The 24,291-nt window shown below is 73.0% G+C and carries 18 protein-coding genes; 2 read left to right on the forward strand and 16 right to left on the reverse strand.

Going from position 1 to position 24,291, the window contains the following annotated elements:
• Nucleotides 1–82: 82 nt before the first annotated feature.
• Both FHX81_RS06495 and FHX81_RS06500 read right to left on the reverse strand, forming a co-directional pair.
• On the reverse strand, nucleotides 83–1,093 hold the full coding sequence (locus FHX81_RS06495) for an iron-siderophore ABC transporter substrate-binding protein (RefSeq protein WP_141976015.1): 1,011 nt from the start codon (nucleotides 1,091–1,093) through the stop codon (nucleotides 83–85).
• A gap of 81 nt (nucleotides 1,094–1,174) precedes the next feature.
• Nucleotides 1,175–2,527, reverse strand: a complete 1,353-nt coding sequence (locus tag FHX81_RS06500) for a lysine N(6)-hydroxylase/L-ornithine N(5)-oxygenase family protein (protein ID WP_141976017.1) — start codon at nucleotides 2,525–2,527, stop codon at nucleotides 1,175–1,177.
• 183 nt (nucleotides 2,528–2,710) lie between these two features.
• Between FHX81_RS06500 and FHX81_RS06505 the strand changes: the two genes are divergently transcribed.
• Nucleotides 2,711–4,321 carry an ABC transporter ATP-binding protein gene (locus tag FHX81_RS06505; protein ID WP_246107662.1) on the forward strand — a complete coding sequence of 537 codons (1,611 nt, stop codon included), beginning with the start codon at nucleotides 2,711–2,713 and terminating at the stop codon, nucleotides 4,319–4,321.
• Complete coding sequence (locus tag FHX81_RS06510) at nucleotides 4,318–6,045, forward strand: ABC transporter ATP-binding protein (RefSeq protein WP_170232400.1); 1,728 nt, start codon at nucleotides 4,318–4,320, stop codon at nucleotides 6,043–6,045. The genes FHX81_RS06505 and FHX81_RS06510 overlap by 4 nt, the downstream gene beginning before the upstream one ends.
• 351 nt (nucleotides 6,046–6,396) lie before the next feature.
• On the opposite strand, the gene FHX81_RS06515 is transcribed toward FHX81_RS06510, so the two are convergent.
• The 14 genes from FHX81_RS06515 to FHX81_RS06575 all read right to left on the reverse strand — a co-directional run bounded on the left by FHX81_RS06515 (nucleotide 6,397) and on the right by FHX81_RS06575 (nucleotide 24,234).
• Nucleotides 6,397–6,579 (reverse strand): hypothetical protein, encoded by a 183-nt coding sequence (locus tag FHX81_RS06515; RefSeq protein WP_141976023.1) that lies wholly within the window; start codon nucleotides 6,577–6,579, stop codon nucleotides 6,397–6,399.
• A gap of 174 nt (nucleotides 6,580–6,753) precedes the next feature.
• Nucleotides 6,754–6,903, reverse strand: coding sequence for a hypothetical protein (locus tag FHX81_RS40340; protein ID WP_170231957.1), 150 nt, complete (start codon nucleotides 6,901–6,903; stop codon nucleotides 6,754–6,756).
• Between the two features lie 142 nt (nucleotides 6,904–7,045).
• On the reverse strand, nucleotides 7,046–8,209 hold the full coding sequence (locus tag FHX81_RS06520; RefSeq protein WP_141976025.1) for an MFS transporter: 1,164 nt from the start codon (nucleotides 8,207–8,209) through the stop codon (nucleotides 7,046–7,048).
• Nucleotides 8,210–8,271: 62 nt separating this feature from the next.
• Entirely contained in the window at nucleotides 8,272–8,877 is a 606-nt protein-coding gene (locus FHX81_RS06525) for a ClpP family protease (RefSeq protein WP_141976027.1), read from the reverse strand.
• An 87-nt stretch (nucleotides 8,878–8,964) separates the two neighbouring features.
• Nucleotides 8,965–9,741 carry a class I SAM-dependent methyltransferase gene (locus tag FHX81_RS06530; protein WP_141976029.1) on the reverse strand — a complete coding sequence of 259 codons (777 nt, stop codon included), beginning with the start codon at nucleotides 9,739–9,741 and terminating at the stop codon, nucleotides 8,965–8,967.
• A 35-nt stretch (nucleotides 9,742–9,776) separates the two neighbouring features.
• Nucleotides 9,777–10,913 (reverse strand): acyl-CoA dehydrogenase family protein, encoded by a 1,137-nt coding sequence (locus FHX81_RS06535; RefSeq protein ID WP_141976031.1) that lies wholly within the window; start codon nucleotides 10,911–10,913, stop codon nucleotides 9,777–9,779.
• A gap of 3 nt (nucleotides 10,914–10,916) precedes the next feature.
• Nucleotides 10,917–11,156 (reverse strand): acyl carrier protein, encoded by a 240-nt coding sequence (locus FHX81_RS06540; RefSeq protein WP_106615759.1) that lies wholly within the window; start codon nucleotides 11,154–11,156, stop codon nucleotides 10,917–10,919.
• Between the two features lie 11 nt (nucleotides 11,157–11,167).
• Nucleotides 11,168–12,163, reverse strand: a complete 996-nt coding sequence (locus FHX81_RS06545; RefSeq protein ID WP_141976033.1) for a beta-ketoacyl-ACP synthase III — start codon at nucleotides 12,161–12,163, stop codon at nucleotides 11,168–11,170.
• 3 nt (nucleotides 12,164–12,166) lie between these two features.
• Nucleotides 12,167–12,589 (reverse strand): nuclear transport factor 2 family protein, encoded by a 423-nt coding sequence (locus tag FHX81_RS06550; RefSeq protein ID WP_141976035.1) that lies wholly within the window; start codon nucleotides 12,587–12,589, stop codon nucleotides 12,167–12,169.
• Nucleotides 12,586–13,809, reverse strand: a complete 1,224-nt coding sequence (locus FHX81_RS06555) for a cytochrome P450 family protein (RefSeq protein WP_141976037.1) — start codon at nucleotides 13,807–13,809, stop codon at nucleotides 12,586–12,588. Before FHX81_RS06555 ends, FHX81_RS06550 begins: the two co-directional genes overlap by 4 nt.
• The gene (locus FHX81_RS06560; RefSeq protein ID WP_141976040.1) at nucleotides 13,796–14,713 is read right to left on the reverse strand and encodes an SDR family oxidoreductase; all 918 of its coding nucleotides are present in this window, start codon (nucleotides 14,711–14,713) and stop codon (nucleotides 13,796–13,798) included. Before FHX81_RS06560 ends, FHX81_RS06555 begins: the two co-directional genes overlap by 14 nt.
• A 7-nt stretch (nucleotides 14,714–14,720) precedes the next feature.
• Complete coding sequence (locus FHX81_RS06565; protein WP_211363395.1) at nucleotides 14,721–16,034, reverse strand: phthiocerol/phthiodiolone dimycocerosyl transferase family protein; 1,314 nt, start codon at nucleotides 16,032–16,034, stop codon at nucleotides 14,721–14,723.
• Nucleotides 16,034–17,194, reverse strand: coding sequence for an FAD-dependent oxidoreductase (locus tag FHX81_RS06570; RefSeq protein ID WP_141976044.1), 1,161 nt, complete (start codon nucleotides 17,192–17,194; stop codon nucleotides 16,034–16,036). Before FHX81_RS06570 ends, FHX81_RS06565 begins: the two co-directional genes overlap by 1 nt.
• Nucleotides 17,191–24,234 (reverse strand): amino acid adenylation domain-containing protein, encoded by a 7,044-nt coding sequence (locus FHX81_RS06575; protein WP_342787173.1) that lies wholly within the window; start codon nucleotides 24,232–24,234, stop codon nucleotides 17,191–17,193. Before FHX81_RS06575 ends, FHX81_RS06570 begins: the two co-directional genes overlap by 4 nt.
• Between the last annotated feature and the right edge of the window lie 57 nt (nucleotides 24,235–24,291).

Raw genomic sequence — 24,291 nt, forward strand, 5'->3', positions numbered from 1 at the left:
TCCCGTTCCTTCCCGACTTCCCCGCACACACACCGCGGGTGGGGATGCGCGACGGCACCCCCACCCGCGGTGGACCGCCGAACTAGTTCTTGATCGCTTCGAGCAGCGGCACGACCTGCTCGATGCCGTAGGGCACGCTCAGCACCGTGTTGAACGACATGGCCGCGCCGATCGGCGGGTCCATGTAGGTGAGGAACAGGTCGCGCTTCTCGGTGACGACCTTCAGCCGCTGGTAGGCGGGCACGGACTTGACCCGCTCCCACGCGCTCTGGTCGAACATCAGCCACACCAGCCGGTCGGCGTCGAGCAGGTCGAACCGCTCCTCGCTGAACTCGGCCACGTTCATCTGGCCGGCCAGCGTGCCGATCTCGTCGACGAGGGTGAAGCCCAGCTCCTTCATGAAGATGGCCTTCGGGTCGGTCGGGGCGAACGCGGAGTACTGGCCGGGCTTGAAGCTGTCGGCCACCACCATCGTCTTGCCGGCCCACTCGGGGTGCGCGGCCTTGGCCTCGCCGAACTTCTTCGCCACGCCGTCGATCAGCGCCCGCGCTTCCTCTTCCTTGCCCAGCGCCTTGCCGATGTGCAGGGTCTGGTCCTGCCACGGCGCGGCGTAGTCGGGGAACGCCTTGGGCTGCGCGACCACGGGCGCGATCTTGGACAGCGTGTCGTACTGCTCCTGCTTCATGCCGGAGTAGACCGCGAGGATCAGGTCGGGCTTGAGCGCGGCGACCTTCTCCAGGTTGTACTCGTCGCGCTCGCCGACGATCTCCGGCTGGGTGCTGCCCCAGAGTTCCTTGGTCCACGGCCAGTTGCCGAAGGGCCGCTCCTTGAACCAGTCCACGACGCCGACCGGCTTGACGCCCAGGGCCAGCACGGGCTCCTGGTCGGACAGGCCGAGCGTGACGACCTTCTTCGGCTCCGCCTTGATCTCGGTGGTGCCGTACTTGTGCTCGACCGAGACCGGGAACGCGCCGGTGGAGGCGGTGTCGGTCGTGCTCGTCCCGCCGGAGCCGGCGTCGCCGCCGCCCCCGCAGGCGGCCAGCGCCAGCGCTGCGGCCGAGACGACCGCGACCAGCTTGAACTTCGTGGACATCAGGGTTTCCCTTTCGGCAGGCGCGTCGGCGCGCCGTGATACCAGGTTAGGTTTGCGTAACCTAACAAACGGAGGGGCGTTTCAGCTCACCCGTGAGACGCTGATCGCGTATTCGGGCTGCGAGGGCACCGCCGCGGGGACGGCTTCGGGCACCACCGGGGTGCGGCGGTCGAGGACGGACCGGAGGATCTCCCCCACCCGCACGGACGTGTTGGACAGCAGCGACGACGAGATGCCGTGCGTGTGCTCGGTGCCGCCCTGCAGGTACAGGCCGGCCAGCAGGTCGTCATCGGTGGCCAGGCGGTAGTCGCGGCCGACGCTCAGCCTGCCCTGCGCGTCCCGGGCGCAGCGCCCGGCCAGCCCGCCCAGCAGCGCGGTCGGGTCGGCCTCGCGGTAGCCGGTGGCGTAGACGATCGCGTCGGCGTCGAGCACCTCGCGCGCGCCGGTGGCCAACGACTCCACGGTCACCGCCACGCCGTCCGCGCGGTCGTCCAGCTCGGCCACGCGGGAGAGGTTGAGCAGCCGCAACCGCTGCCGCCCCACCACCTTCTCCCGGTACACCCGCCGGTACAGCTCGGCGATCAGGTCGTGGTCGACCACCGCGTAGTTGGTGTTGCCGTGGTAGTCCATGAGCTTGCGCTTGACCGGCTCGGGCGCGGCGAAGTAGTCGTCCACGGCGGCCGGGTCGAAGATCCGGTTCGCGAACGGGCTGTCGTCGGCGGGGCTGTAGCCGTAGCGCGCGAACACCGCGCACACCTCGGCCGACGGGAACCGGTCGTGCAGGAACGCGGTGACCTCCGCACCGCTCTGCCCCGCGCCGACCACGACCAGTCGGCGGGGGTCGGCCAGGGACTCGACGCGGTGCAGGAAGTCCCGGTTGTGCCACACGCGCTCGGAGGCGTGCACGCCCTCGGGCAGCGCCGGGCGCAGTCCGGTGGCCAGCACCAGGTTGCGGGCGCGGCGCACCTCCACCTCGCCCGCCGCCGTGGTCGAGACGACGTCGAAGTGCGTGATCACGCCACCCTCGGCCACCGGCCGCACGTCCACCACGTCGTGGCCGTAGGACACCAGGTCGTCCACGCGCCCGGCGGCCCACTCGAAGTAGTCGTGGAACTCGACCCGCAGCGGGAACAGGTTCTTGTGGTTGATGAAGTCGACCAGCCTGCCCCTGCCGTGCAGGTAGCTCAGGAAGGTGAAGGTGCTGTTCGGGTTGCGCAGGGTCACCAGGTCCTTGAGGAACGACACCTGCATGGTCGCGTCCTCGATCAGCATCCCGCGGTGCCAGCCGAACCGGGGCTGCCGTTCCAGGAAGTGGGCGGTCACCACGTCTTCGGCACGCGCGGTGGCGTTGTACTCGGTGACGGCGATCGCGAGGGCCAGGTTGGAAGGCCCGAAGCCGACGCCGAGGACGTCGAAGACCGGTGGCTGTGGCATGGCTGTCCCATCGGTGCGACTACAGGGTGATCGAACTTTGGTTACCCTAACCTAAGTTGATCCTCCGCGGGAGTGATCCAGGCCTCTCTCGTGTTTAGGGTAGCCTCACCTGACACTCAGCGGAAGGCGGGCACCGGGGTGAAGACCGTCCTGAAGGACGCCGTTGCCGGGCAGTGGAGGTCGGTGACCGTCGCTTCGGCGCTCGGCGCGGCGCACCAGGCGGGCGAGGCGGCCGTGCCGCTGCTGGTCGGCGTGGTGATCGACGAGGCGGTGCGCACCGGTGCGGGCGGGCGGTTGGCGTTCTGGATCGGCGTGCTGGCCGCGGTGTTCGTGACGCTGTCGTTGAGCTTCCGCTTCTCCTTGCGCAGCGGGGAGAAGGCCTCGCACCAGGCCGCGCACGAGGTGCGCTCGGCACTGGCCGCGCGGGTGCTGTCGACCGACGGCGCGGCGCACGGCAGGCTGTCCGGGGAGCTGGCGAGCATCGCCACCAGCGACGCCCAACGGGTCGGGCAGGTGAACCTGGCGCTGCCGATCGCGTTCTCCGCCGTGGTCGGCCTGCTGGTGGGCGCGGTGGCGCTGCTGCGGGTGTCGTGGGTGCTCGGCGTGCTGGTCCTGGTCGCCGCGCCGGTGCTGCTCGGCCTGGCGCACGTGCTGGGCAAGCCACTCGAACGGCGCAGTGACGCGGAGCAGGACCGGGCGGCGCTCGCGTCCGGGGTGGCGGCCGACCTGGTCGCCGGGCTGCGGGCGTTGAAGGGCATCGGCGCGGAGGCCACGGCGGCGCGGCGGTACCGGGTGACCAGCCGGTCGTCCATGGCGGCGGCGATCCGGGCCGCCCGGTCCCGGGCCTGGCTGGACGGCTCGATGCTGGCCACGACCGGGGTGTTCCTGGCGGTGGTGGCGCTGGTCGGCGGGCACCTGGCCGCGTCGGGCACGATCACGGTCGGCGAACTGGTCGCCGCGGTGGGGCTGGCGCAGTTCCTGCTGTGGCCGCTGTCGATCTTCTCGTGGGTGAACGGGCTGCTGGCGCAGGGCCGGGCGTCGGCCGCGCGGGTGGCCGAGGTGCTGGCCGCTCCCCCGGCCGTGCCGCCCGGTGCGGTGGCGCTGCCGGCGGTGGCCGGGCGGGTGGAGCTGGCCGGCGTGGTGTCCGGGTCGTTGCGGGGGGTGTCGCTGACGGCGTCACCCGGTGAGCTGCTCGGCGTGGTGGCGCGTGATCCGGCGGACGCGGTGTCGTTGCTGGCCGTGCTGGCGCGGGAGGTGGACCCGTCGGGCGGCGCGGTGACGCTGGACGGCGTGCCGCTGTCCGCTGTGGAGGGTTCGGCGCTGCGGTCGGCGGTGGTCGTGGCGGCGCACGACGCGGACCTGTTCGAGGGGTCGGTGCGGGAGAACGTCGCGGCCGGCGGGCCCCGGGTGGCCGAGGCGTTGGACGCGGCCCGGGTCGACGACGTGGCGCGGGCGCTGCCGCACGGGCTGGACACGCCGGTCTCCGCGCGCGGCCGGTCGTTGTCGGGCGGGCAGCGGCAACGCGTCGCACTGGCCCGCGCACTGGCCGCCGCTCCCCCGGTGCTGGTGGTGCACGACCCGACGACGGCGGTGGACGCGGTGACGGAGGTGTCGCTGGCGGCCGGGATCAAGCGGATGCGGACCGGCCTGACCACCATCGTGGTCGCCACCAGCCCCGCCCTGCTGGCCGCGGCCGACCGCGTGGTGTTCCTGGCCGGCGGCGCGGTCGCCGCGACGGGGCCGCACGCCGACCTGGTCGCCGACGACGACTACCGACTGGCGGTGTTGAGCTGATGCGCGAGTTGTTGGCGACCGCGTCCGGCGCGCGGACGTGGGCGGCGGTCGGGGAGTTGGTGCGGCCGCGGCGGGGGTTGGCTTGGGGCGCGGCGCTCGTGCTGCTGGCGGGCACGGCGGTCGGGTTGCTCACCGCGCCCGTGCTCGGCCGGATCGTCGACCTGGTCGGCGCGGGGTCGGCCGCCATCGCGTGGCCCGTGGCCGTGCTGGTGCTGGTCGCCGTCGCCCAGGGCGTCTCGACGGCGTTCGGCACGTCCCTGGTGGCGCGGCTCGGTGAGGGCATGCTCGCCGACCTGCGCGAGAAGTTCGTGGAACGGGCGCTGCACCTGCCCCTGGAACGGGTGGAGGAAGCGGGCGCGGGCGACCTCACCTCCCGCGTGACGCGTGACGTGCAGGTGATCGCGGACGCGGTGCGCAACGCCCTGCCGGTGATGGCGCGCTCGGCGTTGACCATCGGGTTGACCGTGGTCGGGATCGCGGTCCTGGACTGGCGGTTCCTCATCCCGGTGCTCCTCGCGGTGCCGATCCACGTGCACACCGTGCGGTGGTACGGCGGCCGTGCCGTGCGGCTGTACGCGGCGCAGCGCGTGGCCGTGGGCGTGCAGCAGCAGCAGTTGCTGGACTCGATCGGCGGCGCGGCGACCGTGCGGACGTTCGGGCTGGCCGAGTCGCACGTCGCCCGCGTCCGATCCCGGTCGCAGGAGGCGGTGGACCTGGCGCTGCGCGGCATCCGGCTGCTCACCCGGTTCTACGGACGCCTGAACGCGGCCGAGTTCATCGGACTGGCCGGCGTGCTGGTGACCGGGTTCTGGCTGGTCGGCGCGGGCACCGCGTCGGTGGGCACGGCGACCGCCGCCGCGCTGTACTTCCACAGCCTGTTCAACCCCGTCAACGCCGCCCTGGCGCTGGCCGACGACGCACAGGCCGCCACCGCGTCGCTGTCCCGGCTGGTCGGGGTGGCCGACCAGCCGATGCCCGTCCTCGAAGGACGGGTGCGGCCCGACGACACGACGATCAAGCTGGCCGGCGTCTCCTACTCCTACGTGGACGGTCATCCCGTGCTGCGGGACGTGGACCTGGAGCTGGCCGCCGGTGAACGGGTGGCGCTGGTCGGCGCGTCCGGCGCGGGCAAGACGACGTTGGCCAAGCTGATCGCGGGCGTGCACGAGCCGACCAGCGGGTCCATCAGCCTCGGCGGGGTGGAGCTGGGTGCGGCCGTGCGGTCGGTCGCGTTGATCACCCAGGAGGTGCACGTCTTCGCCGGTCCGCTGGCCGACGACCTGCGGCTGGCCCGCCCGGACGCCACCGACGGGGACCTCGCCGCGGCGCTGGACCGGGTGGGCGCGCTGGAGTGGGCCGAGGCGTTGCCGTCCGGCCTGGGCACCGTGGTCGGCGAGGGCGGGCACCGGCTGACCGTGGCGCAGGCGCAGCAGTTGGCGCTGGCCCGGCTCGTGCTGGCCGACCCGCCGGTGGCGATCCTGGACGAGGCGACCGCGGACGCGGGCAGCGCGGGCGCGCGGGAGTTGGAGCAAGCGGCGGCGCGGGCGTTGGACGGCCGGACCGGGCTGCTGGTGGCGCACCGGCTCACCCAGGCCGTGACGGCCGACCGCGTGGTCGTGCTGGAAGCGGGCCGGGTGGTGGAGAACGGGACGCACGAGGAGCTGCTGGCCGCCGGCGGCCGGTACGCCGAGCTGTGGGCGGCCTGGTCGGGCACCCGCGCCTGACATCGCCCGAACGGCGCGCGTCCAGCGGCCCGGTGGACCGGAACGCAGGTGGTGCGGGAGTCGCACCCCCGCACCACCGGTTCCGACGGGGGCGGTCACCACGCCGTGCCGCGCTCCCCCGTAGCCGGCCGCCGTCGGCGGAACCCGGGCACACCAGGAGGAGGGCGGCGGACGCGGTGGCAACACCGACATCGACCACGGCTGCAACGAAACGCCGCCGTGGCGGCGATCCCGCCGCCCGCGCGGGCCCGCAGCCGCGGGGAACCGCCGTGCACGGCCATGATCGTGTCCACAATGGTCACCCGCGCCCGAACCGGTGCGGCCGCGCCCACCCCGCCCGGAACGGCTCGCTCAGCCCGGCCGCCGCCGCACGCCACCGCCCACCACCTCGCCGACGACCGCGTCGAGCACGACCGGCCCGTGCCTGCTCGACGCCGGCTCGAACAGCCGTCGACCAACCGCTCCTGCCGCGCAGGTACCTCGCGCACCGTCGGCGCCGAGGGCCGGCCCCGCCGCGCGCGACCGCACGTCCACCGGGTCGGTCCACGACGGCCCGGCACGTCGTCACCGCGCACCTCGGCAGGTCCCGGTCCAGCACCACGTCGCACCGGGTCATCGCGACCCGCTCCAACGCCCTCGCCGACGCCCTCCCCGCCCGGAGCGGTCGGTGAACGTCGGACGACATCAGCAGACCGGGAACACCGGGGCTCAGAACAGCACGATCAGCAGGATGATCCCGAGGACCACCGCGATCAGGGTCGGGATGGTCGCGGGTGACCTGCGGTAGTGCCGTTCCACCGTGGTGGTGCGGAACCAGCTGTGCGGCAGGCGGCGGCGATGTCTTTCAACCCAAGGCATGTCGGCTCCCAACGTGGTTTCGTCCCCCGACGATCACGGGGGAGGTACCCGGGACGGGCCGCCGTTAAGCCCGAGAGCCACCGTGGACGCCGAAAAGCGCCGGCGGCCACGAGGGGCCGCCGGCGCGGTCGAACGGGACGGCTCAGGCCTGTTCGGCCACCGGCACGGGCCGGCGCAGGGCCAGCGCGTCCGGTACCAGGGTCAGCAGGCCGAGCACGCCGAGGGCGGCGCCGATCCACAGCGGGCCCCGCAACCCCATGCCCCAGTCGATGCCGAGACCGCCGATCCACGACCCGACCATCACGCCGGCCATGATGCAGGCCGTGTGCACGGAGTTGACCAGCATGTTGTTCTGGCCCACCCGCGCGCCCCGGGTCACCAGGGCCGGGTTCATCGACACGCCGGTCAGGCCGATCACCACCAGCGCGACGACCGCGACCACGGCCGACTGGGCGAACAGCGCGAACAGCACCATCGCCGCCACGGCCACGACCAGGCCGACCACGAGCACCTGGATGGTGAACCGGTCGGCCAGCCTGCCCACCACGTTGTTGCCCACGATCGTCGCCACGCCGTAGACCACGAGCAGCACCGGCACGATCCCCGCCGAGAACCCGCTCAGCTCGGTCAGGATCGGCACGAAGTAGGTGAAGCCCGCGAACGTGGCGCCGATCAGCAGCAGGCTCGTCGCGTAGATGGCCCACAGCTTGCCGCTGCGGAAGATCGCGAGCTGGCCCGCCATCGGCACCGCCGGCGGAGCGGGCATCGCGGGCAGCGCCTTGACCAGCAGCAGGCCGACCGCCAGCGCGACCACCGCCACCGCCAGGAAGCTGACCCGCCAGCCGAACCGCTCGCCGACGAACGTCGCCGCCGGCAGGCCGAGCACGGTGCCGAACATCAGCCCGCCCAGCACCAGCGACGACGCCCGCGCGAACTTCTCGCCGCCGACCAGCTCGGCGCACGCCGTCAGCGCCACGCCGAAGAACGCCGCCGCGGCGACGGCGGTGACCAGGCGAGCCACCACCATCGTCCCGTAGCCCTGCGCGGCGGCACCGAGCACCTGGCCCGCCACGAACACCGCGACCAGGCCGAGCAGCGCGGTCTTGCGCGACATCTTCAGCAGCGCCACGGTCAGCAGCGGTCCGCCGACCGCCATCGCGCCCGCGTAGACGGTCACGAGGTAGCCGACGGCCGCGAACGACACGTCGAACTCGGCGGACAGCGCGGGCATCAGCCCCGACACCATGTACTCGCTGGTGGTCAGGGCGAAGATGCCCAGGCCGAGGACGTAGACGGCTAGCGGCATCGGTTCGGACTCCCGAAGAGGATTGGACGGTCGAGCGACGCCGGCGACCGGCCGGCGGTGGGTCAGATGTTGGTGATGATCCGGTCGACGAAGCCGTACTCGAGGGCTTCCTCGGCGGTGAACCACTTGTCGCGATCGGCGTCGCGCTCGATGGTCTCCACCGTCTGACCGGTCTGCTCGGCGGTGATCCGGGCCATCCGCTTCTTCATCTGGGTGAAGATCGTCGCCTGGATCTCGATGTCGGTCGCCGTGCCGCCGATGCCCGCGGACGGCTGGTGCATCAGCACCCGCGTGCTGGGCAGCACGAAGCGCTTGCCGCGAGCGCCCGACGAGAGCAGGAACTGGCCCATCGAGGCCACGAAGCCCAGGCCGATCGTGGAGACGTCGGGCTTGATGTGGTTCATCGTGTCGTAGATGGCCATGCCCGCCGTGACCGAACCGCCCGGCGAGTTGATGTACATCTGGATGTCGGCTTCTTCGTCCTCGGCCGCGAGCACCAGCAACTGCATCGTCAGCCGGTTCGCGACCTCGTCGTTGACCTCCGAGCCGAGCAGCACGATCCGCGACCGAAGCAGCTGCTCGTACAACGGGTCGTGCGTGATCGGAGCTTGCGTGTTCGAGCGGGCCAAGATCGCTGCCGCGAGGTCCACCGTTCCCCCATGTTCCATGCCGTGAATGTGCCGATCGACTACGGAACGTAGCCTGATCGTCGCAACCCAATCAACTCGGCGCTCCGCAGTTCGCTAGTGGCGAACCTACCGCCGACGCGCCTCCGACGGCGCGTCGCCGAGCAGCACGGTCGCCGCGTAGCCCAGCGAGTTGCCCCGCACCCGCACGACGGTCAGCCCGCACTCCCGCAGCAGCGCCCGGAACCGGGCCTCGCTGAACGACCGGGAGTAGAAGCCGTCCGAGCCGGTGAACAGCACGCCGCCGTCACCGGTCAGCTCGAACGCCAGCCCGCGCACGCCGCAGCGCGTGTAGTAGGCGTGCCGGACCCTGGTGGCCTCCAACCCCTCGCCGAACACCGAGATGACCGCCGCGCCGGACGCGCCGGCCAGGGACCGCAGCAGCCGCAGCGGGTGGCGGAAGTTGCCGAGCAGGTTGAACGGCAGCATGTACAGCGGCCGCTCGCCCACCACGTCCCGGTCCCACCGGTGGTGGTTGAACAGGTCGTCGACCAGCGTGCCCGCCCGGTCGGCCATGCCCTCGCGCTCGATCCGCGCGGCGAGCGTGGCGACCGCCTGGGCGTCGAGGTCGACGCCCAGGTAGCGCACGCCGAGGTGGCGTGCCACCTCCAGCGCCCGGCCGTCGTAGCAGCCCAGCTCGACCAGCGTGTCGCAGCCGAGGTAGGGCATGGCCTCGACCGTGGCCAGGCTCTCCATCTGCAGCAGCGGCAGCACGTCGTCGGGGAAGTTGGCGAGGGTCATGATGGTCGCCGAGCCCGACGAGCGCGCGTAGAACGCGGACTCCGGCTGGTGCTCGACCGCCAGCGCCTGGTGTTGGCCGATGTGCTCTTCGAACAGGTCCGACATCTGAAGCGCAGACTCCTCGGGTGTGGGCGGACGTGTCACGCGCGCCTGACCGGAGGCGCCGTGAACCGCCGGTACACGACGTCGCGCAGCACGTCTTCGCCGCCTTCGACCAGCGACACGTGGCGCAGGTCGCGCATCAGCGCGCCGATCGGCAGCTCGTCGGTGTAACCGAGGCCGCCGAACACCTCCGACCCGGTGCCCGCCACGCGCCACCCGGCCTGGCCGCAGAACACCTTGGCCACCAGCGCGGACTTGAGCGCGCCGCGCCGGGCGAACCGCCGCGCCGCGTCCGGGTCCGCGCGCACGGCGTCGAACTCGGCCGCTGCGGCGCGGCACTGGCTGCGCATGGTCTCGATCTCGATCTCGACCTGGGCCATCTTGTCGGCGAACAGCGGGTGCTTCGCCAGCACGCCGTCGCGCAGCCGCCTGCCGCCCGCGAAGTCCAGGCACAGGTCGCGCACGCGCCGGGACAGGCCGACGGCGGTGGCCGCGATGAGCACCCGGCTGGCGTTCAACCCGACCTCCAGCAGCCGAAGGCCGTGCCCGTCGAGCACGTGGCCCGCCGGTACGGCGCAGTCCGACAGCGACACCCGGTGCACCGGCGAGCCGGTCAGGCCCATCGTGCGCCACGGCTCCGACACCGCGACCCCGGCCGCGTCGCGCGGCACGACGACGGCCACGTGCGGCTGCTCGTCCGCGCCGGCCTCGTGCCGCGCCACCACGAGCAGGTAGCGGGCGTGGTCGGCGTTGGTGGAGAACAGCTTCTCGCCGGTGAGGACGACGCTGTCGCCCTTGGGCACCGCCGTGGTGGCCATCCGGTCGAGCTCGCTGCCGGCGTCCCGCTCGGTGACGGCGGTGGCGAAGAAGCCGCCGTCCCGGCCGAGCGCGCCGAGCACGTCGGCGCGCAGCCGGTCGTCGCCGTACAGGTCGACCAGCGTCGAGCCGATCACGCCGACCAGGGACGAGAACGCGAACCCGGCGTCGGCGTAGGCCAGCTCGTCGACCACGTCGACGCCCTCGACCAGGGACAGGCCGCGGCCGCCGTGCTCGACGGGCAGCCACCAGTTGGCGAGCCCCGCGGCGTGCCAGGCCGCGGTGCGCGCCGCGAGGTCGGCCGGTCCGTCGAGCAGGTGCGTCCGGGCGAACGCGCGCACTTCCTGACGCAGGCCCATGACCTACGCGGACCGGGCCCGGGTGGCGAACCGGAGCAGCCCGCCCACGGTCTCCACCTCGTCCAGCTCCTCGTCCGAGGCGACGACCCCGAACTCCTTGCGCAGCTTCATCGCGAGCTCCACCAGGACCAGCGAGTCGAACCCCAGGTCCTCCAGCGGGGTCTCGGGCGTGATGTCCTCGGCGGGCACCTCGCTGATCTCGCTGATCAGCACGACGAGCCGGTCTTCGACCGCAGAGCGCATGACTTGTCCCCCTAGCTGCCGATGTCGTTGATCTTGGGCCAGCGCACCGCGACCGACCCCCAGGTCAGTCCCGCGCCGAACCCCGTGAGCACGACGTTGTGCCCGGACCGCAAGCCCTGGTGGCGCATCCCGTGCCCGAGGGCGAGCGGGATCGACGCGGCGACGGTGTTGCCGACGTCGGAGATGTTGCTGACCAGCCGGTCGGCGGGCAGGTCGAGCTGGTCGGCGACGGCGGCCAGGATGCGGGCGTTGGCCTGGTGCGGCACCAGGCGGTCCACCTCGCCGGTCGCCCAGCCGACCCGGTCCAGCACCCGGCGCACCGAGTCGGTCATCGCGGTGACCGCCTTGGTGAACACCGGCTTGCCCTCCATGTGGAAGTAGCCGCGGGTGGCGCCCTCCGCCCGTTCGACCCGGTTCACCGCGGGCACTTCGAGCAGCCCGACGTGCTCGCCGTCGCTGCCCAGGTCGAACGCGAGCAGCGCGCCGTCCTCGTCGCCCTCCCCGGCCCGCAGGACGACCGCGCCCGCGCCGTCGCCGATGAGCGCCCGACCGGACCGGTCCTCCGGGTCCAGGGTGTCGGTGAACTTGTCCGCGCCGATGAACAGCGCGGTCTCGAACAGCCCGGCGGTGATCATCGACGACACCGCGGCCAGGCCGTAGACGAACCCGGTGCAGGCGGCCTGCACGTCGAACGCGGGCGTGCCGGACAGGCCCAGGCGTGACGCCACGGTGGGCGCGGTGGCCGGGCACTGCCGGTCGGGGGTGGTCGTGGCGAGCACGACCACGTCCACCCGCTCCACGCCGGCCGAGGCCAGCGCGCGTTCCCCGGCCGCCACCGCGAGGTCGCCGGTGGTGGTCCGCTCGTCCGCGACGTGCCGCTGCCGGATGCCGGTGCGGGTGCGGATCCAGGTGTCGGAGGTGTCGAGCACCTCGGCGAGCATGTCGTTGGTCAGCACGTCGGGCGGCACGTGGGTGCCGAGCCCGGCGAGCACCGCGGCCCGTGCCACGGCTCAGCCCTGCACGATCGCCGCGGCGGCGTCGGCCCCGCCGAGCGCTTCCATGTGCTTCACCGGGTTCCAGAAGTCCCGGTAGAGCGTGATGTGCTCACCGTCGGTGTGCAGGACCGAGATGTAGTCCTGGTCCAGCTTGAGCCCGGACACGGTGGCCGTGCCGTCGCCGTGGAACTCGCCGATGGCCAGGTTCTCGTCCGCGGTCGGGTAGAAGGTCACCTCGCCGAACTTCACGGTCAGGTGCTCGGGGAACTTCTGCATGTGCTGCCAGATGGCCTCGCGGCCCTCGAAGCGGTTGGGCCAGCCGGGCGGCGCGTAGGGGAACTCCAGCACGCCGTCGGGGTGGAACAGGTCGCACCAGCCGCGGGCGTCGCCGTTCTCCAGCAACTCCAGGCTGCGGGTCAGGATCTCCTGGGCGTTCATGCGGACGTCCTTCCGGTGAGCACGGGCTGGGGGGTGACGGGCACGCTGATCAGGGCGCGCAGGAACGTGATCGGCAGCCAGACCAGCTCGCCGTGGGGCACGGCCAGGCGCAGGTCCGGGAAGCGGGCGAGCAGCGCGCCGATCGCGACCCTGGCCTCCAGCCGGGCCAGCGGCGCGCCGACGCAGTAGTGCACGCCGTGGCCGTAGCCGAGGTGCCCGTCGGCCTTGCGGGTCAGGTCGAGCCGGTCCGGGTCGGCGAACCGCTCGGGGTCGTGGTTGGCGGTGAGGTTGGAGACCAGCACGTACTCGCCCGCCGGGATGGTCACGTCGCCGAGGTCGACGTCCTCGACGGTGAACCGGAGCATCGACGCGCGGACCGCGCTGTCGTAGCGGACCAGCTCCTCCAGCGCGTTCGGCAGCAGGTCCGGGTTCTCCCGCAGCGACGCGGCCTGCTCGGGGTGCAGCAGCAGCGTGACGACCGCGTTGCCGATCATGTTCATGGTCGTCTCGAAACCGGCCATGAGCAGCAGGTGGGACATGGCCACGAGTTCGTCCGCGGACAGCCCGTCCTCGTCCGCGGCCTGCACGAGCGCGCTGTAGACGTCGTCGGCCGGGTCGCGGCGCTTGGCCTCCAGCAGGCCGCGCAGGTAGTCGGCCTGCTCCTCGGCCAGCTCTTCGGCGGCCTCGGGCGACAGCAGCTCGGCCTGCCGCTCCCACGCCGAGCGCACGTGGTCGCGTTCGGCGGGCGGCACGCCCAGCAGCTCGCAGATCACGCCGATGGTCAGCGGCACGGCGAAGTCGCCCATCAGGTCGGCCTGCTCGCGCGCGGCCATCGCGTCCAGCAGCTCGTCGGTCAGCTGCTCGATGTGCGGGCGCAGCCGCTCGACCCGCCGGCCGGTGAACGCCCGGCCGACCAGGGCCCGCAGCCGGGTGTGGTCGGGCGGGTCGGCGTTGAGCATGTGCGCGGTCAGGGACGCGCCGATGGCCTCCCGCCGCTCCCCCGTGCGCTTGGCGTACAGCTCGGCCGCCTGCTTCGCGTCACGCCGCACGCCGGGGTGCGAGAGCACCTTCTTGGCGTCGGCGTACCGGGTCACCACCCACACCGGGTGGTCGGGCGCGAGGTGGGCGGGCCGGGGCGCGCCGTCGACCTGGAGGCCGTCGTAGAGCGGGTGCAGCGGCGAGATCAGCTCCTCGCCGAGGCGGAGTTCAGGACCCGACACGGTGCGCCTCCTGGTCGGTGGGCAGCGGGGTGACGATCTTGCGGAACATCGAGTCCACGGCGGTGTCGGGCAGCACCCGTGCCAGGAAGCTGCCGCGCCGCACGTCGGTGCCGATGCGGTAGCGGGTCTTGGGCTTGGCCGAGGTGAGCGCCGAGTCGATGGCGACGGCCACCTCGGCGGGCTGGGTCTTGCTGTCCTTGGCGGCCTGCTCGTTGAACCGGAGGAACCGCAGGAACGTGGCCCGGTAGAGGTCGGCGACGCGGGCGGGCGCGGCGGACAGCGCGTCGTGGCCCTCCTGGGCGATCTTGCCCCAGATCGGGGTCCAGATCGCGCCGGGGCTGACCACGGACACCGACACGCCCATCGGGGCCAGCTCGCGGCGCAGCGCGTCGCTCATGCCCTCCTTGGCGAACTGGGCCGCCGAGTACGGGCCGAGGTACGGGATCGCGACCGTGCCCAGCCCGGAGGTCACGTTGACCAGCCGGCCGCGGGCGGTGCGCAGCAGCGGCAGGAACGCCTGCGTGACCGCGAGCTGGCCGACCACGTTGACCTCGAGCTGGCGGCGCAGCACGTCGGTGGGCACGACCTCCAGCGGCGCGGAGACGCAGATGCCCGCGTTGTTGACCAGCCCCCACAGGCCGCGCTCGCCGACCTTGTCGGCCACCTCCCCGGCCGCGGCGGCGATGGACGCCTCGTCGGTCACGTCGAGCACCACGTGCTCGACCCGCCCCGACGGGCAGTCGGCGGCGAGCCGGTCCCCGTCCTCGGCCTTGCGCACCGCGCCCAGGACCCGGAAGCCCCGCTCGGCCAGGTGCAGCGCGGTCTCCCGGCCCAGGCCGGTCGACGCGCCGGTGATCAGCACGGTCTTGCCGCTCGGCGGCAGTGCCTTGGCGGTGAACACCATGTACTCCTCACGCGCCCGCGGGCGAACTCTGGGTGATCTCCGACAGCAGGGTGTCCAGCGAGTCGTCCGCCATCCGCCGCGCGCGCTCGTCCGGCACCGCGTCGGCGATGTAGGTGAAGTTCCAGAACAGGCGGCCGTGGCTGGAGTTGATCGTGGCCACGAAGTAGCCGTTGACCGAGATGCCGGTGAGGAACTGCGCGTCCGACACCCGCCACGGCCCGATCCGGTCGGGGAACGCGTACCGGCCGATGTTGGACGAGCACAGGTTGATCGGCCCGTTGGCCTCCATGAACTCCATGAACGGCCGCGCCTCCGCCAACGACGGCGGGCACGCGCCGACCACCATCGTGACGAGGTTGAAGTGGTCGCCCACGGCCTTGCGCGCGGTCAGGTCGTCGGTGATCGCGCGGGCCAGCTCCCAGAACGGCAGCGACGGGTCCACCACGGACGGCACGGTGGCCACGTAGGTGCCGACCTCGTCGGGCCGCACGGGGGGTTCCAGCTCGCCGCGGAAGTCGATCGGCGAGCCCACCGCGAAGTGGTCGTGCCCGCCGCCCGCGTCCGCCGCCGCGGCCCGCACCAGCGCCGCCGTGATCGCGCCGTGCACGGTGGTGCCGTGCTCGCGTGCCGCGCGGGCCACCGCGTCCACCTGCTCGCGGGTCAGCTCGCGGTGCAGCAGGCGGGACCGGCGCTCGTCCAGCGGCACGCGGGTGGTCGGCTCGACCCGGCCCGGCTTCGTGCGCGCCATCAGCTCCTCGTCGCGGGCGGTCTGCTCGGCGAGCCGGGTCGCGCCCTCGTCGCCGGTGTGCCGGGCGGGCCGCAGCTCGTCGGGCGGCGGCAGCTCGCGGTAGGACTCCACCGCTCCGCCGTCGGCCGCCAGCTCCAGCCACTGCTGCGCCAGCGTGATCACGGTCGTGCCGTCGGCGATGATGTGCGGCACGACCACCAGCAGGTCGTGCACGTCGTCGTCGCCGCTGATCACCACGGCGCGGGCGAGCGGCCCGGTGGCCGGGTCGACGCGGTCGATCAGCTCGCGCTCGTTGATCTCGCGCACCCACTGGTCGTCGTGCTCGCGCCGCACGTGCCGCAGCGGGATCGGCCGGTCGGTGGGCACCCACCGCGGGTCCAGGCCGTCGTCGTCCACGATGGCCAGCCGCAGGAACGGGTGCCTGGCCTGCACGGCGTCCAGGCCGCGGCGCAGCAGGTCGGCGGGCAGCTCACCGCGCACCCTGGTGCGGGAGACGACGTTGAGCGTGGAGAGCTGGTCGCACATCCAGTACCAGCGCTCCACCGGGGACAGCGGGCGGATCGGCGTGGCCATCACTCGACTCCCGGGAAGATCAGGGCCTGCTCGTTCTGCCGGTCGAGCGTCTTCTCGGACACGAACCGGAAGTACAGGCCGCGGGCGAAGGTCTGGAACGGGTTCTGCAGCTGCTCGGTGCGGCTGAGCCCGCGCGAGGCCAGCACCATGCCGCGCGCCCGGTCGCGGCGGCGGTCCTCGTAGGCGCGCAGCGCGGCCCGCGGGTCGTCGATGGTCTTGAGGCAGTGGGCGAGCACCGCGCCGTCCTCGATCGCGATGGCCGCGCCCTGGCCGAGGCTGGTCAGCATCGGGTGCGCCGCGTCGCCGAGCAGGGTCACCGGTCCGTCGCCCCACTGCTCCAGGAACGGCCGGTCCTGCGCGGGCAGGCTGGTGATGCCCTCCTCCGGGGTGGCGGCGATGACCTGCTGCACCTCGTCGGCCCACCCGGCGTAGAGCCGCTGGACGCCCGCCTTGCCGCCGCGCCAGTCGGCCGCCTGCTCGGCGGGCATGTTCTTGGTGCCCCACCAGTAGACGTCGCCGCCGCCGATGTCGACCAGGCCGAACCGCTGGCCGCGACCCCAGTAGTGGGCCGCGTAGGCGTGCGTGACCTTGGGGTGGCTGAACTTGGGCGTCGCGCGCCACACGACGTAGTTGTAGTCGAGGGGCCGCTCGGGGCCGGCGATCGCGCGGCGGATGGCGGAGTTGAAGCCGTCCGCGCCGACCAGCACGTCGGCGCGCACCTCGCGGCCGTCGTCGAACGACACCACCACGCCGTCGCCGTCGCGGGTGTAGCCGGTGGCGGTCGCGCCGAACTCGAACTTCGCGTCCGACGCCTGCTCCAGCAGCGCCTGCTGCAGGCTCGCCCGGTGGATGGCCAGGTTCGGCTGCCCGATCCGCCGGGCCAGCTCGCCGAAGTGGATCGTCCGGATCGGACGGCCCCGCTTGGTCAGGAAGCTCAGCGACTCGAACACCAGCGACCGGCCGGTGAACTCGGGCGTGACGCCGACCGCGGCCAGCGCGGTGAGCGCGTTGCTCATCAGCGACAGCGCCGAGCCGACCGGGCGCAGCTCCCGCGCCCGCTCGTACACCTCGACCTCGAACCCGGCCCGGCCCAGCGCGGCGGCGGCCGTCAGGCCGCCCATGCCCGCGCCGACGATGACGATCTTCTTGCTCTTGCTCACGGTGCGGTCCCCTCGGCCCGGTTCGGGCTCAGCAGCGTGGTGATGGCGTCGGCGACGCCGGCGACGTGCGGCTCCTCCATCAGCACCAGGTGGTCGCCGGACACGGTGACGACGTCGAGCCGGCCGGTGGTCCAGTGCCGCCACCCGTTGTCCGGTTCGGCGTGCAGCGTGCCCGCGGCCCGGTGCATCGGCTTGAGCGAGTCGGGCAGCGGCCCGTCCGCGCGCAGCAGCGTCACGTCCAGGTCGGTCACCGGCGGCCGGTAGTCCAGCAACGCCCGCCAGTTCGCCCGGAACAGCTCGTACAAACGCTTGACGGTGGCGCGCGAGGTGCCCCAGGGCAGCACGCCGGCGCTCATCGCGCGGTCCAGGACGCGGTCCAGCTTCTCGTCCTCGGAGAACTCCGCCGGCAACTGCTCGACCGCGTCCAGGCTGCGCTCGAACCACACCAGTTCCCAGTAGAAGAACTCCATCAGCGCGTCGTCGCCCACCGTCACCTCGTGGTCGCGGCGCATGGTGATCGAGTCGAGCAGCACCAGCTCCGACACCGCGTCCGGGTCCTCGGCCCGCAGCACGCGCGCCATCTCGTAGGCGACGAACCCGCCGAACGACCAGCCGCCCAGCACGTACGGGCCCTCCGGCCGCACGCGCCGGATCGCGGCCAGGTAGGAGGCGGCCATCTCCTCGATGGACCGGGCGGGCGTGCTGCCCTGGTCGCTGCCCGCGGCCTGCAACGCGTAGACCGGCTGGTCCGGCGGCAGGTGGCGGGCGATGGGCAGGTAGCACAGCACGTGCCCGCCCAGCGGGTGCACCAGGAACAGCGGCGGCCGGTCGCCGTCGCGGCGGATCGGCACCAGCGGGTCGAACTCCGCCACCGCCGACTTCACCCGCAGCCGCTCGGCCAGCCCCGCCACGGTCGGCGTCTCGACCAGCGCGGCCAGCGGAACGCCGACGCCGTAGCGCTTCTCGATGGTGACGACGAGCCGCATCGCGGTCAGCGACGTGCCGCCGTTGGCGAAGAAGTCGTCGTCCACGCCGATCTCGGACACGTCGAGCAGCTCGGTGAACACCTCGGCGAGGTTGCGCTCGTACTCGTCGCGCGGCGCCACCCGCTCGGTGGAGTCGTCGCGGGTCAGCGGGATCCCGCGCAGCGCCGCGTCGTCCCGCTTGCCGCTGGGCGTCAGCGGGAACGCGTCCAGCCACCCGAAGTACGACGGCACCATGTACTCGGGCAGCTCGGCCCGCAGCGCACCGGTCAGGTCCGCCATGTCCACGCCGTCGGCCTCGCCGGTGAGGAACGCGGCCAGGAACGCGTCGCCGTCGGGCCGCCTGCGCGCCACCACGGCCGCGCCGCGCAGGCCGGTGTGCCGCTCGGCCTGGCGCATGATCGCCAGCTCCACCTCGGCGGGCTCGATGCGGAACCCGCGCACCTTCACCTGCGTGTCGGCGCGGCCGAGCCAGATCACGCTGCCGTCGGGCAGCAGCCGGCCCAGGTCGCCGGTGCGGTAGAGCCGCGCGCCCTCGCGCCACGGGTGCGGCAGGAACCGTTCCCGGGTCAGGTCGGGGGCGCGGTGGTAGCCGCGGGCCAGGCAGTCGCCGCCGAGGAAGAGCTCGCCGGTGACGCCGACCGGCAGGGGCCGCAGGTCCGCGTCGAGCACCTGCGCCTCGACGCCGTCCAGCGGCCGGCCGATCGGCGGCAGGTCGGGGAAGCGGGCCGGGTCGCCGGTCAGCGTGTGGTAGGTGACCTGGTGGGTCTCGGTCGGCCCGTACTGGTTCTCCAGCATCAGACCCGGCACCGCCGCCGCGAACGCGCGCACCTCCTCGGTGATCCGCATCTGCTCGCCGGACGACACGACCACGCGCAACGCGCCCGGCCGCACGCCCACCGCGTTGGACGCCTCCGCCAACCGCTGGAACGCCACCGCGGGCAGCAGCACCCGCTGCACCGCGTGCCGGTCCAGCAGCCGCAGCAGCGCGATCGGGTCGAGCCGCGTCTCGTCGGTCACCAGGCGCAGCTCGCCGCCGCCGCAGTGGGTGGAGAAGATCTCCTGGAACGACATGTCGAAGCTCAGCGGCGCGAACTGCAGCGTGCGCAGGCCCGGTTCACCGCTGGGCACGCGCAACTGCCACTGGGTGTACCCGGCCCACATCCGGTGGGTGAGCTCCACGCCCTTGGGCCGGCCGGTCGATCCCGACGTGAACAGCAGCAGCGCCAGGTCGTCCAGCTCCGGCGTGGGCAGCTCCACGTCCGCGTCGTGCTCGGCGGTCACGTCCGCGACCGGGATGACGATCGCGTCGTCCTGCGCCACGTGCGCGTGCTCGGGGTGCGCGACCACCCGGTAGGGCCGGGCCGTGTCCAGGATCAGCGCGAGCCGGTGCGCCGGGTAGCTCACGTCCAGCGGCACGCAGACCAGCCCGGCCCGCAGCACGCCCCAGACCACCGCGATCATCTCCGGTGACCGGTTGAGCGCCACGCCGATGGTCGCGCCCGGTGCCGCGCCGCCCGCGAGCAGCCGGGTCGCGACCGACCGGGACACCCGCTCCAGCTCTTGGTAGGTCCACGCGTGCTCGTCGCCGAACGTGACGGCGAGCGCGTCCGGCGTGGCTCGCGCCTGCCGCGTGAACCGGGTGACCACGTCGACCAGCGGCTCGGGGTGCGGCACGACGTCGCGGCGCGGCGCGAGGAACGCGAAGCCCGAGCCGTGCGGGTCGTCCACCAGTTGCCGCAGCACGCCGACGTAGGTGTCGGCGATCAGCGCGGCCTGGTCGCGGGTGATCGTGCGGCCGTCCGTGTCGACCCGCAGGAACGTGCCGTCGCCGACCGGGTCGGCGATGACGTTGACGAACAGCGAGAAGTTCGTCTCCTCCCACACCCGCAGGTCGCCCAGCTCCCGCAACGGCTCCAGCACGTGCAGGTCCACGTAGTTGAACGCGGTCTGGAGCACGCCGCCGTGCGCCTGCTGGATCGCGCTGAGCGGGAACCGCCGGTGCCCGTGCCCGTCGCGCTCCTGCCGGAACAGCTCGCGGGCCACGTCGAGCCTGCTGCGGCCGTGGACGTCGGTGCGGACCGGGACGGTGTTGAGGAACAGGCCCACCATCCGGTCGGCTTCGGGCAGGTCCGGCCGGCCGTGCGCGACGACACCCGTAACCACGGTGTCGGCGCGGGCGAACAGGTGCAGGGTCAGGCAGTGCGCGGCCAGCACCAGGGACTTGACCGGCAGCGAGTGCTCGGCCGCGGTCGCCCGGACCCGGTCGAGCAGCTCCGCGGGCAGGTCGACCCGGTGGGACGCGAACCGCGGCTCCTCCACCGGCTCGTGCGCGCGGAACCCGTCCAGGGCGGTCATCGCCGCGCCGTCGAGCAGGTCCGCCCAGTAGCTCGCCGCCTCCGGCGAGGTCAGCGCCCGGCGCTCCTCGCGCACCTGCCACGCGGGTGACGGCGCGGCGGGCGGCGCGGGGTCGCCGCGGTAGAGCGTCATCAGCTCGACGATGACGTTGGCGACGCTCCAGCCGTCGAGGATCGCGTGGTGGAAGCTGAGCACGAGGTCCAGCGCGTCGTCCCGGACGAACGCGGTGAACAGGTGCAGCGGCGCGCGGTCCGGCTCGTAGCGGTGGAACCGGCGCTGCTCGACGTGCCGGGAGATCACGTCCTCCGCGTCGGCCCGCCCGCGCAGGTCCACGACCTCGAGCCCGCCGGTCACGTGCTCGTGCACCAGTTGCAGCGGTTCGGAGAAGCTCGCGAGGTCGAACGACGACCGCAGCGCGGGGTGCCGGGCCACCACGGTGCCGAAGGCCCGCCGCAACGCCTGCTCGTCCCACCCGACGGCGAACCGGTAGCGGAACACGTCGTGGTAGACCGACGAGTCGGGGTGCCTGCTGGAGTGGAACAGCAGGCCGAGGCTGAGCCGGTTGACCGGGAACGCGTCGGCCAGCCCGGACAACCGTGGTCGGTCCACTTCGGACACCAGCTCGAACGGCGCGAGCCGCGCCTCGGGCGCGACGGCGGCCGAGAGCCGCCCGGCCAGTTCCGCGACGGTGGGGTGGCTCATCAGGTCGGCCGGCTCGAACCGCAGGCCGAGGCGCTGCGCGCGGGCCCGCAGCCGCAGCATGACGATCGAGTCGCCGCCCAGCGCGAAGTAGTTGTCGTGCACGCCGACCTCGGGCACGCCGAGCACCTCGGCCCACACCCGCGCCAGCTCCGCCTCGACCGGCGTGCGCGGCCGGCCGTCGCGCGGCGCGGCGACGACCTCCGGCAGCCGCGTGCGGTCCAGCTTCCCGTTGGGCGACAGCGGGATGGCCTCGATCCGGGTGAAGAACGCGGGGATCAGGTGCTCCGGCACCGCCCGCGCCATGACCGCCCTCAGCTCGGCGGGGTCCAGGTCCTCGTCGGCCACGTAGTAGGCGACCAGGTGCGTGCCCAGCGCGTCCGAGTGCCGGTCGACCACCGCGGCCTCGCGCACGCCCGGCAACGCGGCCACGTGGTCGCGCACCTCGCCCGGCTCGACCCGGTTGCCGCGGATCTTCACCTGGTCGTCCACCCGGCCCAGGTACTCGATCGCCCCGTCCGCCAGCCGGCGGGCCCGGTCACCGGTGCGGTACAGCGTGCCGGCACCGGTCAGGTGGTCGGGCACGAACCGCTCCGCCGTCAGCTCCGGCCGGTTGAGGTAGCCGCGCGCCACGCCGACACCGCCGATGTGCAGCTCCCCGGGGGCCCCGACGGGCTGCGGCCGGCCGGCGCGGTCGAGCACGTGCAGCCGGATGTTGTCGATGGGCCACCCGATCGGCACGCGCGCGGGCGTACCCGGCGGGCAGTCGTAGGCCGAGACGTCGACCGTGGCCTCGGTCGGCCCGTACAGGTTGACCAGCCGCGCGGAGTCGCCGAACACGCGGTTGAACCGGGCGACCTGGGCGGGTGGCAACGCCTCGCCGCTGCAGAACACCAGCCGCAACGACGACGCGGCCCGCCGCGCGCCCTGGTCGTCCTCCAGCAGCTCCAGCAGCGGCGCGAACATCGACGGCACGAAGTGGATCACCGTGACGCCGTCGCGCTCGACCGCCCGCAGCACCTCCGCCGGGTCCTTCTCCGCACCGGGCGGCAGCAGCGACAGGCGCGCACCGGTGAAGCCCCACCAGAACAGCTCCCAGACCGACACGTCGAACGACACCGGGGTCTTCTGCAGCAGCACGTCGTGTTCGCCGATCGGGTACCGGCGCTGCATCCACCACAGCCGGTTCACCACCGACCGGTGCTCGACCATCACGCCCTTGGGACGCCCGGTGGACCCCGACGTGTAGATGACGTAGGCGAGGTCGTCCGGCGCGGCCAGTGGCTGGACCGGGTCCGCGGACGCCACGTCGGCCACCCGCAGGACCGTGCCGACCGAGCCCAGCGCGGCGGCGTCCACGTCGACATCACCGACGAGCGCCACCTTCGCGCCGCTGTCCTCCAGCAGCAGCCGCACCCGTTCGGCCGGGTAGGTCGGGTCGACGGGCACGTACGCGCCGCCCGCGAGCTGCGCACCCAGCACCGCGGGCAGCAGGTGCGGTCCCCGTTCGACCAGCACGGCCACCGGGTCGTCCCGCGTCACGCCCTGCGCCCGCAGCGCCGCGGCGACCGCGTTCACCCGCGCGGCCAACCCGGCGTACGTGAGGGTGACGCCGTCCGGCTGGACCAGCGCCACGCGGTCCGGCGTCCGCTCCGCCTGGCGGGCGAACAGCTCGGGCAGGGTCACGTCGTCGGGGAACGGCGCGTCGGTGGCGTTGTGCGCGTGCACGAGGTCGTGCCGCTCCTGCTCCGACAACGGGTCCAGCTCGCCCACCGGCACCCCGGTGGACGTGGCCAGGGCCCGGAAGTAGGCCAGGACGTGCCGTGCCGCGGCCTCGATCGGGAAGTCCGCGTCGAACACGTCGGTCGCGCACTCCAGGTCGACCCTCGGGTCCTCGGTGCGGTCGAACTCCGACACCCAGATCGCCAGCGCGTCCTGGTCGTGGCCGTGCGTCCGGGCCACGGTCTCGTAGGACAGGCCGGGCGTCGCGGGCGGTGTGCCCAGGTAGGCCACCGTGACGTCGAACAACGGCCCGCGGCCCAGCTCGCCCAGCGGCATCCGCTGGTGCTTGAGCAACGCCCGGGTGTCCTGCCGCACCCGCGACAGCACCTCGTCCACGGTCGACCCGGCACCCGTGGCCACGCGCATCGGCAGCGTGTTGGCGAACTGGCCGACGGTCCGCTTGGCCCGGCCGCCCGCGCGGTTGAGCACCGGCACGCCGAGCACCACCTCGTCGACCTGGTGCACCTTCGCCAGGTACAGCGCGACGGCGGCGGAGAACACCACGAACGGGGACTCGCCGCGGTCGCGGATGGCGTTGACCAGCGACCGCTCCAGCGGGAACGAGTGGCGCCGCATCCGCCGGCCGCCCCGCGGGCTGCGCCGCGTGAACAGCACGGGCTCGACACCCGCCAGCGCCTGCCGGAAGAACTCGCGGTCCTCCTCGTGCCGTGCCGACCCCTCGTAGGTGTCCGCCGCGGTCAGCTCGGCGAACGACGGCGCGGTCTCGTCGGCGACGCCCAGGTACTCCTCGCGCACCCGCGCCAAGAACAGTTGCAAGCCCCACGCGTCACAGATGACGTGATGGGTGCGGACATATGCGTACACGCTCTCGCCCGCGTTCAGCAGGACGAGATCCACCAGCCGGTCACCGGTCAGGTCATAGGTAGTTGAAAATTCATCGCGGAACCACCGTTCCACTTCGGATTCCCGATTCAGCCGCACCCGGCGAACCGTGAATTCCGCGTCGTCGGCGAGCCACTGGTACGGCTCCCCGTCGTCTTCGGAAAAGCGAAGTTTAAATGCGTCGGTCCGCCGCGCCGCCGTGACCATGGCCTGGACCAGGCGCTCCTGGTCCACCTCACCGCGGTAGCGGTCATAAATATAGACGGTGTACTGGTCCAGCCCCGGAAATTGAGCCCCGGCCACCCAGATGTCTCGTTGGTAAGGCGACAGTCGAAAACGAGCAGTACTACCCACCGAGCCCCCAGTGTGCTGCACCGAACATGATCCGCGATTCCGCGCCGGCTAGCGGGGCAACCGTATCAAGGCACCTGG

Origin of the sequence: Saccharothrix saharensis, from assembly GCF_006716745.1 — a bacterium.
Lineage (GTDB): Bacteria > Actinomycetota > Actinomycetes > Mycobacteriales > Pseudonocardiaceae > Actinosynnema > Actinosynnema saharense.